Annotated in this window: 13 protein-coding genes; 4 read left to right on the forward strand and 9 right to left on the reverse strand. The window is 70.6% G+C overall.

The window, feature by feature from the left end; translation table 11 throughout:
* Positions 1-545: 545 nt before the first annotated feature.
* Both ABZ117_RS24030 and ABZ117_RS24035 read right to left on the reverse strand, forming a co-directional pair.
* A complete protein-coding gene (locus ABZ117_RS24030) occupies positions 546-1481 on the reverse strand; it encodes a hypothetical protein (protein WP_356823833.1) in 936 nt (311 codons plus the stop codon).
* A gap of 355 nt (positions 1482-1836) precedes the next feature.
* Positions 1837-3000 carry an ROK family transcriptional regulator gene (locus ABZ117_RS24035; RefSeq protein WP_356823834.1) on the reverse strand — a complete coding sequence of 388 codons (1164 nt, stop codon included), beginning with the start codon at positions 2998-3000 and terminating at the stop codon, positions 1837-1839.
* Positions 3001-3048: 48 nt separating this feature from the next.
* Between ABZ117_RS24035 and ABZ117_RS24040 the strand changes: the two genes are divergently transcribed.
* Entirely contained in the window at positions 3049-4122 is a 1074-nt protein-coding gene (locus ABZ117_RS24040; protein ID WP_356823835.1) for a Gfo/Idh/MocA family oxidoreductase, read from the forward strand.
* Positions 4122-4610 carry a heme-degrading domain-containing protein gene (locus ABZ117_RS24045; RefSeq protein WP_356823836.1) on the forward strand — a complete coding sequence of 163 codons (489 nt, stop codon included), beginning with the start codon at positions 4122-4124 and terminating at the stop codon, positions 4608-4610. Before ABZ117_RS24040 ends, ABZ117_RS24045 begins: the two co-directional genes overlap by 1 nt.
* An 11-nt stretch (positions 4611-4621) precedes the next feature.
* Here the strand turns inward: ABZ117_RS24045 and ABZ117_RS24050 are convergent, their stop codons facing one another.
* The 4 genes from ABZ117_RS24050 to ABZ117_RS24065 all read right to left on the reverse strand — a co-directional run bounded on the left by ABZ117_RS24050 (position 4622) and on the right by ABZ117_RS24065 (position 7346).
* The gene (locus ABZ117_RS24050) at positions 4622-5479 is read right to left on the reverse strand and encodes a fumarylacetoacetate hydrolase family protein (RefSeq protein WP_356823837.1); all 858 of its coding nucleotides are present in this window, start codon (positions 5477-5479) and stop codon (positions 4622-4624) included.
* A 208-nt stretch (positions 5480-5687) separates the two neighbouring features.
* A complete protein-coding gene (gene yidC / locus ABZ117_RS24055) occupies positions 5688-6398 on the reverse strand; it encodes a membrane protein insertase YidC (protein ID WP_356823838.1) in 711 nt (236 codons plus the stop codon).
* A 97-nt stretch (positions 6399-6495) separates the two neighbouring features.
* Positions 6496-6819, reverse strand: a complete 324-nt coding sequence (locus ABZ117_RS24060; RefSeq protein WP_356823839.1) for a DUF6412 domain-containing protein — start codon at positions 6817-6819, stop codon at positions 6496-6498.
* A gap of 38 nt (positions 6820-6857) precedes the next feature.
* Positions 6858-7346, reverse strand: coding sequence for a helix-turn-helix domain-containing protein (locus ABZ117_RS24065; protein WP_356823926.1), 489 nt, complete (start codon positions 7344-7346; stop codon positions 6858-6860).
* Positions 7347-7792: 446 nt separating this feature from the next.
* On the opposite strand from ABZ117_RS24065, the gene ABZ117_RS24070 reads away from it, so the two are divergent.
* A complete protein-coding gene (locus ABZ117_RS24070; protein ID WP_356823840.1) occupies positions 7793-8806 on the forward strand; it encodes a tetratricopeptide repeat protein in 1014 nt (337 codons plus the stop codon).
* Here the strand turns inward: ABZ117_RS24070 and ABZ117_RS24075 are convergent.
* Positions 8803-9852, reverse strand: a complete 1050-nt coding sequence (locus ABZ117_RS24075; protein WP_356823841.1) for a YDG/SRA domain-containing protein — start codon at positions 9850-9852, stop codon at positions 8803-8805. The genes ABZ117_RS24070 and ABZ117_RS24075 overlap by 4 nt on opposite strands.
* Before the next feature lie 165 nt (positions 9853-10017).
* Here ABZ117_RS24075 and ABZ117_RS24080 point away from each other — a divergent pair, with 165 nt between their 5' ends.
* Entirely contained in the window at positions 10018-13161 is a 3144-nt protein-coding gene (locus ABZ117_RS24080; protein ID WP_356823842.1) for a DUF3427 domain-containing protein, read from the forward strand.
* 57 nt (positions 13162-13218) lie between these two features.
* Here the strand turns inward: ABZ117_RS24080 and ABZ117_RS24085 are convergent, their stop codons facing one another.
* Positions 13219-13698: a DUF2267 domain-containing protein gene (locus tag ABZ117_RS24085; RefSeq protein WP_356823843.1), complete on the reverse strand. Its 480-nt coding sequence runs from the start codon at positions 13696-13698 to the stop codon at positions 13219-13221.
* A 333-nt stretch (positions 13699-14031) separates the two neighbouring features.
* Positions 14032-14457 (reverse strand): Hsp20/alpha crystallin family protein, encoded by a 426-nt coding sequence (locus ABZ117_RS24090; protein ID WP_356823844.1) that lies wholly within the window; start codon positions 14455-14457, stop codon positions 14032-14034.
* Between the last annotated feature and the right edge of the window lie 132 nt (positions 14458-14589).

A 14589-nucleotide genomic window follows, 5' to 3' on the forward strand; every position in this document is an offset into this window, starting at 1 on the left:
GGCGGCTACCGCCAGGCGACGAGGGCTGCCGCCAGGCGACGAGGGGCTACCTCGCCGGGCGACGGGCGGCTACCGCCAGGCGACGAGGGGCTGCCTCGCCGGGCGACGGGCGGCTACCGCCAGGCGACGAGGGCTGCCGCCAGGCGACGAGGGGCTGCCTCGCCGGGCGACGGGCGGCTACCGCCAGGCGACGAGGGCTGCCGCCAGGTGACGGGGGGCTACCTCGCCGGGTGGCGGGGGGATGCCGCCAGGTGACGAGGGGCTGCCGCCGGGTGACAGGGGCCGCCTCACCGGGCGGCGGGGGCCCCCTCGGCGGGCGACGGCGGGCTGCCGCCGGGCGACGGGGGCAGGGCCCCAGAGCGCGTACGTCACCGTCGGGACCGGAAGCCCGGCTCCGGCAGGAGGCCCGCCGCGCCTGTCGGCAGCGGGCCGGCGACGGCCTTCTCGTGGCTCCGGCATCTCCCGGGGCCGCCGTACGGTCTCGCGGGCACCGTGGACACGCGGGGTCCCGCCGAGCGGCACGACGTGGCCCGCGGGGCCCTTCCTCAGCGGCGGCGGCCCCGGACCAGCAGGAACGCGGCGGCGCCTACGCCGAGCAGCGCCGCGACGGCCACGAGGAGCCCGCGGGCCAGTCCCGGCCCCGTACGCGCCAGCTCGCGCGCCCGTTCCCCGGCTTCCTGTGCCTCCTCGGCCACCTGCGCCACTTCAGCCTCTTCGGCATCCTCTGCCTCTTCGGCCCCCTCCGTCGCCTCCGCCGCCTGTGTCTCCTCCGCTTCTTCGGATTCCTGCGCCTCCTGCGCCTCCTGTGCGGAGGGCGGGGACGAAGGCGGGGTGGCGGTGCTTGTGGGGCTGGCCGGGGCGCTGCCGGACGGGGTGGCCGTCGGCTCCCCGGTGTTCCGCGTGTCCTCCTCGTCCCCGTCGATCGAGAAGCGGTACGTGTTGGACTCCCCGACCCAGTCCCCGTCCTGCCCCCGGCGCTGTACGGCGGCGGCGTTGGCGGTGACCTTCCCGGCGTGCGCGTCGGAGGTGAGCGCGAGACGGACCCGGACGCTCACGGTGCCTCCGGACGGCACGGTGAACCCGTCGAACCCGGCGCCGTCCAGCACCCCGACCAGTTCGTGCGCGTCGGTGCTCTCGAAGGTGACCGGCCGGACGCGGGAGCCCTCGTAGAAGTCCAGCTGGGGCTGCTCCGGCCGCAGGGCGCGCCGGTCGTCGGTCAGGACGACGACCGGATGGATACGGGCGCAGGCGCGGGGGGTGGTGTTGGTCAGGTCGATGTACCAGGTGCCGTATCCGCCGCCCGCCTCATAGGAGTCGGGGCCGCCGCGGATCCGGGTGGCCAGCGGGAAGGTCCGCGCGTCGGCGCCGGAGCAGGAGGGGACCTGGTCGGCGAAGGCGGCATCCGGCGACACGGGCACGACGACGATGGCGGTGGCGGCGCCTGTGGCGAGGCAGAGGGACAGGGACGTGCGCAGTCGCATGAACACATGACCATGCCGGGTGGGACGGGAGGTACGGCGCCGACGCTCCGGGGCGGGGGTCAAGTCCGCTCGATCAGCGCAGCCGGGGGTTGTGCCGAAGTTTCGGCCGCGGGCACGTCGTGGCTGGTCGCGCCGTTCCCCGCGCCCTAGGGGGTTGGGAGCGACGCAGGTCTTATGGGCGCCGGAGGCGGAGTGGGCCGGGGCGTCGGCGGGCGTGGGGCCGGTCGGCGTCGCGGGCCGCGGGCACGTCGTGGCTGCTCGCGCAGTTCCCCGCGCCCCTAGGGGTCGGGGGCGACGCACGCCTTATGGGCGCCGGAGGCGGAGTGGGCGGAGTTCGTATGGTGCCTGACGGCGGTCAGGTTTCTCCGCGGCCGAACAGGGGGGCCAGCAGCAGTTGGGCCGCTCCCTCGGCCACCGCCCGCTCGCCGTGCGGAGCGACCCGTACCGGTACGCCCCCGGTGCGCGTTCCCTCGCGGCGGGCCCGTGCCGCCAGCACCTCCCCCACACCCCGCACGTAGATCTCGGGCGCGTCCGCGACCGTACGCCCTCCGAGCAGCACCACGTCGATGTCCAGGAGTCCCACCAGGTTCCCGGCCGCCACCCCCAGCACGCGTGCCGCCTCGGCCACCTCCCCCCGCGCCGCGGCCCGCAGGCACAGCACCTCGACGCACCCCCGGTTGCCGCACTCGCACAGCGGGCCGTCCAGCTGGATCACCTGGTGGCCGAACTCCCCGGCCCCGGTCCGCGCCCCCCGGTGCACGTGCCCGCCGATCACCAGCCCGGCGCCGAGTCCGGTGCCGAGGTGCAGGTACGCGAAGGAGCCGGCCGCGGCCCCCTCCTCGTTGCCGACCGCCAGTCCGAGCGCGGCGGCGTTGGTGTCCTTGTCCACCACCACCGGCACCCCCAGCCGCTCCGCGAGCGCGTCCCGCAGGGGAAAGCCGTCCCACGCGGGAAACCCGGTGACCCGGTGCAGTACCCCGCGGGCATGGTCGAGCGGCCCGGGCAGCGCGACCCCCACTCCCAGCAATGATCCGCCCCCGGCAAGCCCTCCGTCACCGGCCGCCGGCCCGTCCGGCCTCTGCGCCACCAGTTCCCCGACCGCGCCGCACACCGCGTCCAGTACCGCCCGCCCGCCCGCCCCGAGATCCAGCGCGGTGCGGCGTTCGCCCACCACCGCCCCGTCCAGGTCGGCCAGTACCACCCGCAGCTCGTCGCGGTCGAGGTGGACGCCCACCGCGTGCCCCGCCTCCGGTACCAGCCGCAGCACGGTCCGCGGCTTGCCGCCGGTCGACGCGCGCCGTCCGGCCTCCGCGGCGAGGCCCTCCTCCCGCAGCCTCGCGGTGATCTTGCTGACGGCCTGCGGGGTGAGCCCGGTGCGCTCGGCCAGTTCCAGGCGGCTGATGCCCTCCGCCCCGGCGTCCCGCAGCAGCCCCAGCACCAGCGCGCCGTTGTGACTGCGCACCGCGCCCAGGTTCGCTCCCGCCGGTCCGCCGCTCCTCGTCGTGTTCACGGGACCCATTGTCCCCGCCGCTTGCACTTTGGCAACAGCGTTGCCAAAGTGGGTGTCATGACTACTGCCCCCCTCCGCGTCGGCCTGATCGGCTACGGCCTCGCCGGCTCCGTCTTCCACGCCCCGCTGATCGCCGCCACCGAGGGCCTCGCCCTGGACACGGTGGTCACCTCCCAGCCGGAGCGGCGGCACCAGGCCCGCGCCGAGTTCCCGGACGTCCGGTTCGCCACCACCCCCGACGAACTGTTCGACCGCGCCGGCGAGCTGGACCTGATCGTCGTCGCCTCCCCGAACAAGACGCACGTACCGCTGGCCACGGCCGCGCTCGAAGCGGGCCTGCCGGTGGTCGTGGACAAGCCGGTCGCCGGTACGGCGGCGGAGGCGCGCGCTCTCGCCGCCCTCGCCGACGAGCGCGGCCTGCTGCTGTCGGTCTTCCAGAACCGCCGCTGGGACAACGACTTCCTGACCCTGCGCGGGCTCCTGGCCGACGGCGAGCTCGGCGACGCCTGGCGCTTCGAATCCCGTTTCGAGCGCTGGCGCCCGCAGCCCAAGGGCGGCTGGCGCGAGTCCGGCGACCCGGCGGAGATCGGGGGCCTGCTCTACGACCTCGGCAGCCACGTCGTCGACCAGGCCCTGGTCCTCTTCGGCCCGGTCACCGAGGTCTACGCCGAGACGGACGTCCGCCGCCCCGGCGCCGAGACCGACGACGACACCTTCCTCGCACTCACCCACGCGAGCGGCGTCCGCTCCCACCTCTACGTCTCCGCGACGACCGCCCAGCTCGGACCCCGTTTCCGGGTGCTCGGCTCCCGCGCGGGCTACGTGAAGTACGGCCTGGACCCGCAGGAGGCGGCCCTGCGCGAGGGCAGCCGTCCCGGCACCGTGCCCGACTGGGGCGCGGAGGACGAGGCGCTGTGGGGCCGCCTCGGTTCCGGGGAGTCCCCGCTGACCGGCGGCGGCACCCCCGTGCCGACGCTCCCCGGCGACTACCCCGCCTACTACGCGGCCGTCGCCGCCGCCCTGACCGGCGCCGGCCCCAACCCGGTGACGGCCCTGGAGGCCGCCGCCGCGCTCGACGTACTGGAAGCGGCCCGCAGGTCCGCCCGCGACAAGGTGACGGTGACCCTCTGATGACCCACCCGCAGACCACCCCCGACCAGACCCCTGGCCCCGAGGAGCTGGAGGCGCAGGAACGCCGCCTGGTCTTCCGGCGGTTCACCTACGACGACGCCTGGGCTCTCGGCTCGCTCCTGGTGCGGCTGGCGCGGGAGCGCAGCGCGCCGGTCGCCATCGACATCCACCGCGCCGGCCAGCAGCTCTTCCACGCGGCGCTGCCGGGCTCCACGCCCGACAACGACGCCTGGATCGCCCGCAAGCGCCGGGTCGTGGAGCGCTACGGCGCCTCCTCCTACCTGGTCGGGACCCGCTTCCGCGCCAAGGGAACGACGTTCGAGGAATCCTCCCGCCTGGACCCCGACACATACGCGGCGCACGGCGGTTCCTTCCCGGTCCGGGTGGAGGACGTGGGTGTCGTCGGCGCGGTCACGGTCTCGGGCCTGCCCCAACTCCAGGACCACGAGCTGGTGGTGGAGGCCCTGGAGAAGTTCCTGTCCGTCTGACCGTGGGGGGCTCAGGCGTCCTTGAGTTCCTGCCGCTGCCGCCCGAGCCCCTCGATCTCCAGCTCCACCACGTCCCCGGCCCGCAGATACGGCTTGGGTTCGGGCCGGCCCATGGCCACCCCCGCCGGCGTCCCCGTGCTGACGACGTCTCCGGGATACAGCGTCATGAACCGGCTGAGGTAGCGCACGACCTCGCCCACGGGGAAGATCTGTTCGGCCGTCGTACCGTCCTGCTCGACCTGCCCGTTCACCCACAGCTTCAGGGACAGCCGCTGCGGGTCCGGCACCTCGTCGGCCGTCACCAGCCACGGGCCCAGGGGGTTGAACGTCTCGCAGTTCTTGCCCTTGTCCCAGGTCCCGCCCCGCTCGATCTGGTACTCCCGCTCGGAGACGTCGTGCGCCACCGCGTACCCGGCGACGTGGGCGAGGCCCTCCTGCGCCGACTCCAGATAGCGGGCCGTACGGCCGATGACGACCGCGAGTTCGACCTCCCAGTCGGTCTTGACCGAGCCGCGCGGCACCAGCACGGTGTCGTACGGCCCGACGACCGTGTCCGGCGCCTTGAGGAACACCACCGGCTCGGGCGGCGGTTCGGCGCCGATCTCGCGGGCGTGGTCGTGGTAGTTGAGCCCGATGCAGACGACCTTGCCGATGCGGCCGACCGGGGGTCCGATCCGCAGTCCGGCCGCGTCGAGCACGGGCAGCTCACCGGCCTCGGCCGCCGCCCGTACCCGGCCGAGCGCGGTGTCGTCGGCGAGGAGCGCGCCGTCGATGTCGTCCACGAGGCCCGACAGGTCCCGCAGGATCCCCCGGGCGTCGAGCAGCGCGGGGCGTTCGGCCCCTGCCGTACCGACTCGCAGCAGCTTCATGGTCACAATCTCCCTCGATCGCGGGCGCCCGGCCGGCGGGTGCAGCCGCCGGAAGGGCTGGACGATCCTCCAATTCCGCCGTCCAGTCCGCAAGACCCTGTTCACGGACTGGACCAGGACCGCGGCCACGGACCGGACCGGACCAGGACCGCGGCCAGGGCCTGCTCAGCGGGAGAACGGGGCTGGCTCAGCGGGACGCGGGGCCCGTTCAGCGGGACAGCAGGGCCTGTTCCGCGGCGCTCCACGCCGTACTGGTGACCACGTACAGGGCGGCGGCGAGTGGGACGACGGCCACGGTGACGAGCGTGAAGAAGGACAGGAACGGCATCACGCGGGTGGCCGCGCCGAGCCCCGGCACCGCGTCACCCCCGCCCGCCGGTGCCGGTTGCTCGGCCATCGTCCGCCGGGCGCGCCGGTAGTTGACGGCGGCGACGGCCGCGACGAGGACGAAGACAGCGGCGTAGACCAGGCCGGCCGGGCCGAACACCCCGCCGTCGGCGAGCGCGTCGGACCAGCGTCCGCCGAGCGGTGCCGCGAGGAGCCGGTGGCTGAGCAGGCCGTTGCTCTCGCCGCCGATCGTGGAGCTGGAGAAGAGGTGGTAGAGGACGAAGAAGGCGGGGAGCTGGAGCAGGCCGGGCAGCAGACCGGAGAGCGGCGAGACCTTCTCCTCGGCGTGCAGGTCCAGCACCGCCTGCTTCAGACGCTGCGGATCACCGGCGTGCTTCGCGCGCAGCGCGGCGACTCTCGGCTGGAGCGCGGCGCGGACGCGCCGGCCCCGGGCGGCGGCCCGGGACAGCGGGTGGAGGAGGAGCCGTACGAGCGCGGTGAACAGAACGATCGCGGCGGCTGCCGCGGAGGCGTGGAAGAGCGGGGTCAGCAGGTGGGCGAGCTGTTCGACCAGGTGACTGACAAGGGACATGGCTGAGCCCTCCGGGGGTCTCGTCGTGCCGGAAGTGAAGGGACATCGGCAGGACGACCCGCGCGGGGTCACGCGCTGAAGTGCGGGAGAACGTGCCCTACGCGGCGGTCGCCGGACGGGCGGGTCCCGGCGCTCTGGGCCGCCGCCGGCCGGGCGCGTCGGGGTCACGCTGGGGCAGGAATGCCGTACGGCGGGCCCTGTCGCGTATCGCCTCGCGGACGCGGGTGGGGAGGACGGCGGGTGCTCCGCGGGCGGCGAGCAGGGCGCTCGCGGCGAGGCCGGCGGCGACGGTGGCCGTCGCGGCGAGGGCGACGGCGGTGGACAGGCCACCGGTACCGAGCAACGCGGCCTGGAGCAGCAGCAACTGCACGAGGATCAGCGCGATGACGAGGGGACGTGTGACGGCAGCCCGGCCACGCATCGGCGCTCCCCCCTTCGGCCTTCTCTTTCGACCCTCGTTCAGTGTGTCTGATACACCGGTTCCGGCACCAGGGGCTCCAGCAGCCGCTCGGGCCGCAGCAGCGCCCTGCTCACCGGATCCGCCGGCGCGGGATCGAGTCCCGGCCCCGGCACCATGACAACGTCCGGGACCGGCACGAGAGTTCCGCACCCCGCGCACATTCCGTACGGCCCGACGTCCCCGCCGCGGTCCGCGTGCCGGAACGAGCGCTGCCGGGTGTCGTCGACGTACTCGCGCCCCCACCGGCCGAGGGCGCGCAGCGCGGGCCAGAGGGCGATGCCGCGCTCGGTGACGACGTACCCGTCCCGGGGCGGCGTCTCCTGGTAGCGGCGCCTTTCGAGGACGCCCTCGTCGGTGAGTGTCCTGAGCCGGGCCGAGAGGACGGCGCGCGGGATGCCGAGGTGGACGAGGAAGTCGTTGTGGCGCCGGACGCCGTGGATCGCGTCGCGGACGACGAGCAGCGTCCACCGTTCGCCGACGCCGTCCAGCGCGCGGGCGACGGCGCCGGCGGCATCGGCAGCGGCCTGCTGAACGGGGCCCTGCCCCTGCTCGGCGTCGAGTCCGTGCCCCGCGAGCGGGCCGCGAGGGGCTCCGGCGCCCAGCAGACCTTCGCTACGTCGGCTCCAGCGCCGGCGTGGCCCCGACCATCGCCCTCGCCACGTCGTCCGGCAGCCCGGCCCACGACGCGGACCTCGCCCTGCTGGTGTCGGCGGGGCTGGCGCTCGCGGGCGCGGCGAACGTACCGGGGGGCTGCGCGAACGGGGTTCGTGGCCGCGGGGGTTCGCTCCTCCGCTACCCGGGCGAGGTGGACGGCGCCACCGTACGACCGGGGCCGCGCATCGGCCGGAAGTCCACCCCCAGGGGCAGCCGCCGCCCCCCTCCGCAGCCCCACCACACCTCACTTTCGTCACCGGCCGGCAGTACGGTGTCCCCCATGCGCCCCGACACGCCTGCCGAGAACGTCGACCACACCGCCGAAGCGGCACGCCTGGAGCGGACCGCCGGCCTGTACCCCGAGGACGCCGAGGTCCTCCTCCTCCGGGCGGCGGCCCACCTGGAACTGTCCGGCGACCGCCCCGCGGCGACCACCCTCTACGACCGCCTCCTGTCCTCCGACGAAGGTGTGGACAACCCCGCCCTCGTCCGCGCCCTGAAGGCGTCGAACCTGTGGGAGTACGGCCACGAGGCGGAAGCACGGGCGATCATCGAGGGCCTGCGCACGTCGGCCCCGCGCGACCCGGCACCCTGGGTGATCATCGCGGAGGCACTGGAGGCCCATGACGAGCTGGAGGCGGCGGAGGAGACGTTCAGCGAGGCGGCCCGCCTCCTGCTGACGGACTCGGCCGAGCCCGCCCCCTCCACCCATCCCCTCCTCTACGGCCGCCACCGCGTCCGCCGCATGCGGGGCCTGCCGCACGACGACTGGGACGCCCTCGCCGACACCCTCCACACGTCCCCGGTCAGCCTGGACGAACTCCACGACCCCAAACGCGTGTGGTCCCTGGGCTCGGACAACCCGGCCGAACTGGCAGCGGAGATCTCCCGCCTCCGGGCGGAGCTGGGCGCCTACCGCGAAGCCCTCTCCCGCCCCTACCCGGTGGCCGTCCTCCACTGGCCGGCCCCCGAACTGGCCGAGCTGCTGGCGGCGTACCCGACCCTGACCTCCGAATACCCCTCCCACGAGTCCCACCTGTCGACCATAGAGACCTCCCTGCGCGAACTCGCCTCCTCCGGCACGGCGAACCTGGGCATCGTCACCGGCACGGTCCCCTCGTACGAGGCCTTCGCGGCATCGGAGGGCACCTCCCCGGAGGACACCACGCTCCTCCCCCAGTACGCGACCACCCTGGCAGCCCGCGGCCGAGCCATCGCCTGGCCGCCCCAGCGGGGGGCGGAATGCTGGTGCGGGGCGGGGTCGGGGTATGCGGAGTGTCACGGGACGGACTAGCGACTCAACCACCATTCGCGGTGGTAGCGGACGTAATCCAGGTGAATCGTGTGCCTTCGATGCCGCTTGAGTTTGGGCCGAACGTCGAAGCCGAATGCCCCTGCCCGCACGACGATGGACCAATCGTCTTCGATGACGATGGCGCCTATGTCTAGGCGAACGTGACAATTGGGGCAGAGGCAGAGGACGTTCGGCTCGACGTCAGGGCCCCTATGGGGCTTACCCAGGGGTCGAATGTGGGCACCTTCGCTGTACGGCTTGCCGTTCGGGCCGAGCAGGCGAAGGCCGCACACTTGACACTCTCCGCCATGGAGCCTTTTAACGTTCCGTATCACTGCGTCATCCCTAACCAGACGCTGCACCCGGGCCGTTCGCGTCTCGGGGAACCTTTCGGCCTGGACAGGCCCATCCTCCGCGGCTTCCCCTTCTTCCTCTGACTGTTCAGCCGCGCCTTCGTCGTCTGCGCCTTCCTCAGAGACCGTGCCCTGCCGCTCTAGCAAGTTAACGATCTGGTGTTCCAGAGAGGTCGGATCCTGCTGCTCTTCGGGAAGGCGCTTCAGATCGAACTGACAGATTTCGATCGGGGTGCCGTCGGGTGCTGGTGACTGTGCGACGGCGGTCCGAATGTCCGTCACGACGTACAGGCCGTCGTAGCGGTAGCAATCGATCGGTGAGTACCGAGCATCTCCCTTCCAGCCGCGAATGACCCGAACGGGATGACCGCGCTGGTACGTCCGCTTCAACGCAGCATTGTCCGCGTAGTCCCAAGATTGGCTACGCCGGAGCCGTGGCACCCCGTTGACCTTGTACTTGTCCACGTCGGGTGAGGCCCCTGTGTAGCGGATGCTGCCCCAGTCGTCGTGATCGTCCTCGTACCCCCCGTGCAGAACGATGGCATCCGCGACGTAGACGCCGTCGTCGTCGACAAGTCTCGAGATCCCCCTGACGGTGTTGCTGTGCAGGTTGTTGCGCTTCACCTGCACGCGTCGGTAGAACTCCGCGCCCGGAGCGATGCCCTCGATGTGACCGATCCTCTGTTCTCCCACGGCGCCATACTGAATCGAAACGATCAAACTTGTCACTCTCGATTCGCAACATGACACATCTGGCGCCCTATAGCGACCGCATCGAGTCGGCATCGCAGGCAGGTACGGACTGTCAGTGCGGCCTGTTACAACTGGTCGTGTCACAAACGGATCAAGGGGGCGGACGTGACGCAGCCAGACCAGACACCGCCAGTGGCAGGCGTGTACGAGCAACTTGTCACCCGTCGCCTACAGCACCGCTTGCACCAGTTGGACTCCGCCACCTGGAAGGCAGTGGATGCGGAGGTCAGCGAGGAGTCCACCCCACACGTGCTCGCTCGCTACATCAGCGAAGCGGTGCGCATCCGGCTGAGCCAGCTCCCGCGCGACAAGCAGGTCGACGCGGCCAACGCAGTCATCCGCTCGTTGGCATCTCACGCCCCTGATCCCGAGATGGACCAGCTGGTCGACGCCATCGCTGATGGCCCTCGGCAGCTTCTCGCACTGGCCAAGCGGGAAGCAGCAGGTGTTTACGCCATGCGTCCGCTGACCCCCCTCTCCGAGACAGCGCTGATCACTAACGCCCCCGATGACCCCAGCCTTGGGGCGGAGCTGAGGGCGGAACTGGCCACGGCAGACCGAATCGACCTGCTATGCGCCTTCGTGAAGTGGTATGGCATACGCGTCCTCGAAGACTCCCTTCGCGCGGCGAAGGAGCGCAAGGTTCCCATTCGCGTCATCACTACGACGTATATGGGCGTTACGGACCGTTATGCCCTGGATCGCCTGGTCCGCGAGTTCGGCGCCGAGGTAAAGGTCAACTACGAGATTCGGTCCACACGCCTACACGCCAAGGCATGGCTGTTCCGCCGCGAGACCGGTTTCGATACGGCGTACGTCGGTAGCTCGAACCTGTCGAAGAGTGCGCTGCTCGACGGCCTGGAATGGAACGTACGGTTGGCCTCTGCCGCTACCCCCAAGGTGCTGGAGAAGTTCGAAGCGACCTTCGACGCCTACTGGGCCGACGCCGCCTTCGAGACGTACGACCCCGAACGCGACGGTGAACGGCTCACCGAAGCCCTGGCTCACGCCGGCGGAACGGGAACAGTGGGTGAACTCAAGATCAGCCTGTCTGGTCTAGAGGTGCATCCGCTGCCCCACCAGAGGGACATGCTCGAGCGGCTGCGTGTGGAACGCGATATTCGAGGCCACCACCGGAACCTCCTCGTCGCCGCCACCGGTACCGGCAAAACGGTCATGGCCGCCTTGGACTACCGACACCTCCACAAGGACCGCGGAAGCGCCCTCCCACGGCTCCTCTTCGTCGCTCATCGCAAGGAGATCCTGAGGCAGTCCCTGCGGACCTACCGCGAGGTACTGGACGACGCCTCATTTGGCGAGCTGTTGCACAACGGCCAAGAACCCCGCGGCTGGACGCATGTGTTCGCCAGCGTGCAATCCCTCAACCTGCGCCGGCTGGAACAGCTTGATCCTGACCACTTCGACGTCATCGTCATCGACGAGTTCCATCACGCGACCGCAGACACCTACCGTCGAGTGCTCGAACATTTCCAGCCCACCGAGCTCCTGGGGTTGACAGCTACCCCAGAGCGGATGGATGGCCGCAATGTGCAGGATGAGTTCTTCGACGGGCGTATCGCGGCAGAACTACGACTGTGGGAAGCTCTCGAGAACGATCTTCTGTGCCCATTCCACTACTTCGGGCTACCCGACGGCACCAATCTGACGACGGTGAGCTGGCGGTCAGGCAGCTACGAGCGAGAGCAGCTGGGCAACCTCTACACGGGCGACCACGCACGAGCCCGCATCGTCATCAAGCAGGTCCAGGACAAGATCTCCAACCCTGCTGCAATGCGAGCCCTCGGCTTCTGCGTGACCAAGGCGCACGCCCGCTTTATGGCCGCATGCTTTCGGGAAGCAGGATTCCAAGCAGCGCACCTCGACAGTGAGTCGCCCTCCGAGGTCCGCGACCGCACCCTGGCGGATCTCAAGGCCGGCCGCATTCAGGTCATTTTCTCCGTGGACCTGTTCAATGAAGGTCTAGACATTCCCGATGTAGACACGTTGCTCCTGCTGCGACCCACCAACAGTGCAACCGTCTTCCTTCAGCAACTCGGCCGCGGCCTGCGTCGCACGCCACACAAACCCGTACTCACCGTGCTCGACTTCATTGGACAGCACAGGGCTGAATTTCGCTTCGAGGAGCAGTTCCGCGCCTTGACGAATCTCTCACGCAACCGCCTTGTCGACAACATTGAACGAGACTTCCCTCAGCTACCTTCCGGCTGTCACATCATCCTGGAAGGCAAGTCCAAAGACCTCGTGCTCGATAATGTCCGAACCCAGCTCAAGGCCACGATCACGACGCTGGCCAAGGAAGTCAGGGACTACAGCACGCCCACGTTGGGAGAATATCTACGGGAAAGCCGCCGAGAGATCCACGAACTGTACAAGAGTGACAACTCGTGGACGAAGGTGCTACGCAAGGCGGGCCTGACCACAGAGCACGCACCGCCCGGAGAGGAGGACCTCCTCAAGCGCGTGCACGCCTTCCTCCATGTGGACGACCCGGAACGAGCCCAGGCGTACCAGCGCCTACTGCGAGACGACGCCCCCGACTACGAGGCACTCTCCCCTACCGACCAGATGTACGCCCGCATGTTGTTCTTTAATCTGTGGGACAAGGCAGGCGGCTTCTCCAGCTATCGCCAAGGCTTGAACTTCCTGCGGGACCAGCGTGCGTTTCGCCATGAGTTGCGCCAGGTCTTGAGGTACGTCATCGACCGGACCGACCATTACCCCATCGCCCTAGGTGGCCCCCTCAACCATCTTCCACTCAAGGTGCACAGCGCCTATAACCGATCCGAAGTCCTGACCGCCCTCGGAGTCGCCCGTCTGGGCGGGCAAATGCCTGGCGTCTTCAGCCAAGGAGTGACGTGGGTCGAAGACCTCACAACCGATGCACTGCTCATCACTCTAGAAAAGAACGAACGCGACTTCTCCCCCACCGTGCGCTACAAGGATTATGCGATCAGTCCGACACGCTTCCACTGGGAATCGCAGAACAACACATCGGCGACCTCACCCACGGGGGTGCGCTACACACAGCACAGCAAACGCGGTAGCCATGTCTTGCTCTTCCTACGCCGCTACAAGGAGAACAGCATCGGCAAAGCCGCGCCGTGGATGTTCCTAGGACCCGCCACCTATGCGGACCACTCGGGGAGCAAACCGATGGCGGTTATCTGGGATCTTCATCATGAGCTCCCAGCAGATGTGTGGACGTACTCCTCGATCGCAGCAGGCTAGACGCTCAGCGGCATAGCGCCACAGGGCGCCGCATGAGATGGCGGCGCCCTGTTGGGGTCAGGCTGCTGCTGCCAGGTCCGCTCGGCCGAAGAGGAGGGCGTAGCCCGGGGGGAGTTGGGTCAGGACGCGGGTCGTCAGGGGTTCGCCGATGTGGTCCGAGAGGACGCTCAGGACGGTGCTGACGTCCCAGCGGGCCGTCGCTGGGGTCGAGCCCTCGATGCGGGTCGCCACCGCGTCGACGAACTCACGGGCCGTCAGGGGGGCGCTCTCGGGGACCTGGGAGGCGATCAGCCGGCCCGCCTCCAGGGGGAGGGCCTGGGCCAGGGCCACCCGCTCCTCGCCGGTGACGTGGCCGCCCAGGGCCGACAGGACGGTACGGGTGACGTGTTCCGCCTCCGTCCTCGTCGGGTACTGGCCCGCCTCACGCACCGCCTCGGTCAGTTCCCGCCAGCCGGCGTCCTCGGGCACGTCCTCGACGCGGGGGCGCAGGGACGGGGTGGGGATGGTGGTTCTCGGCTGCGGGGTTGTCACGGTCATCGTGCTGGCTCCTCCTCCGGAACGCTTCGGGGCACCGCAAGCCCGGTACCCCGTAATGCGGCGGGCATGAGCGGGAGTTCGGCCGAGATGAGGCATGTGGCGTGATGTGCGCCATGGGCGGCTCGGTGTGCGGGCCGTGGTGGCTTGCGGGCCGTGGTGGTGGGTGGGTGGTAGGGCGTACGGGGCAACTGGCGTGGGGGCTGCCCCGGCGGTGGCGTGCGGTGCGGCGCACTCGTGCCGCGTGGGCAGGGGCGCGTCCCGGGCCCTGTTCGGGCCGCGGGACGCGTGCGTGTGGCCGGTGCCGGCTGCCCGGACGGGCTTCGCCGGCCCTCGTCAGCCGCTGAGCTGCTTCCGGCCGCCGCCCCCGCCGCTGATCTGGATGCGGCGCGGCTTGGCCTGTTCGGCCACCGGGATGCGCAGGGTGAGGACCCCGGCGTCGTACGAGGCGTCGATGCGCTCGGTGTCGAGGGTCTCGCCCAGGAACAGCTGGCGGGTGAACGTGCCCGTGGGCCGTTCGGCGACCAGCATCTCGGCGCCCTCGGGTGCGACGCCACGGCGTTCGGCGCGGACGTTGAGGACGTTGCGCTCGACGTCGAGTTGGATCGACTCGGGGTCGATGCCGGGCAGGTCGAAGTGGACGAGGAAGTCGTCGCCGGAGCGGTAGGCGTCCATCGGCATGGCGGCCGGGCGGGCGTTGGCCCCGAGGACCTGCTGCGCGAGTCGGTCGAATTCGCGGAACGGGTCGGTGCGCATGAGCATCACGGGTCACTCCTCTCTTCAGGAACCGGGGTGCGATGCCCTACGCGTTCTTATATAACTCTCCGCCGGAAACTTGACAAGCCTCGACTCAGGTTCGGTTCGTGCGGCGTCCCGCGCGTTAGCCTCGGAGCC

The organism is Streptomyces sp. NPDC006309 (assembly GCF_040613095.1).
In the GTDB taxonomy this organism is placed as follows: Bacteria; Actinomycetota; Actinomycetes; order Streptomycetales; family Streptomycetaceae; genus Streptomyces.

Excerpts from the sequence above, each read along its gene's own strand:
- ABZ117_RS24050 (WP_356823837.1), bottom strand. The coding sequence starts at position 5,479 with ATGAAGCTGCTGCGAGTCGGTACGGCAGGGGCCGAACGCCCCGCGCTG.
- ABZ117_RS24090 (WP_356823844.1), bottom strand. The coding sequence starts at position 14,457 with ATGCTCATGCGCACCGACCCGTTCCGCGAATTCGACCGACTCGCGCAG.
- yidC (WP_356823838.1), bottom strand. The coding sequence starts at position 6,398 with ATGTCCCTTGTCAGTCACCTGGTCGAACAGCTCGCCCACCTGCTGACC.
- ABZ117_RS24085 (WP_356823843.1), bottom strand. The coding sequence starts at position 13,698 with ATGACCGTGACAACCCCGCAGCCGAGAACCACCATCCCCACCCCGTCC.
- ABZ117_RS24040 (WP_356823835.1), top strand. The coding sequence starts at position 3,049 with ATGACTACTGCCCCCCTCCGCGTCGGCCTGATCGGCTACGGCCTCGCC.
- ABZ117_RS24070 (WP_356823840.1), top strand. The coding sequence starts at position 7,793 with ATGCGCCCCGACACGCCTGCCGAGAACGTCGACCACACCGCCGAAGCG.
- ABZ117_RS24035 (WP_356823834.1), bottom strand. The coding sequence starts at position 3,000 with ATGGGTCCCGTGAACACGACGAGGAGCGGCGGACCGGCGGGAGCGAAC.
- ABZ117_RS24030 (WP_356823833.1), bottom strand. The coding sequence starts at position 1,481 with ATGCGACTGCGCACGTCCCTGTCCCTCTGCCTCGCCACAGGCGCCGCC.
- ABZ117_RS24060 (WP_356823839.1), bottom strand. The coding sequence starts at position 6,819 with ATGCGTGGCCGGGCTGCCGTCACACGTCCCCTCGTCATCGCGCTGATC.
- ABZ117_RS24045 (WP_356823836.1), top strand. The coding sequence starts at position 4,122 with ATGACCCACCCGCAGACCACCCCCGACCAGACCCCTGGCCCCGAGGAG.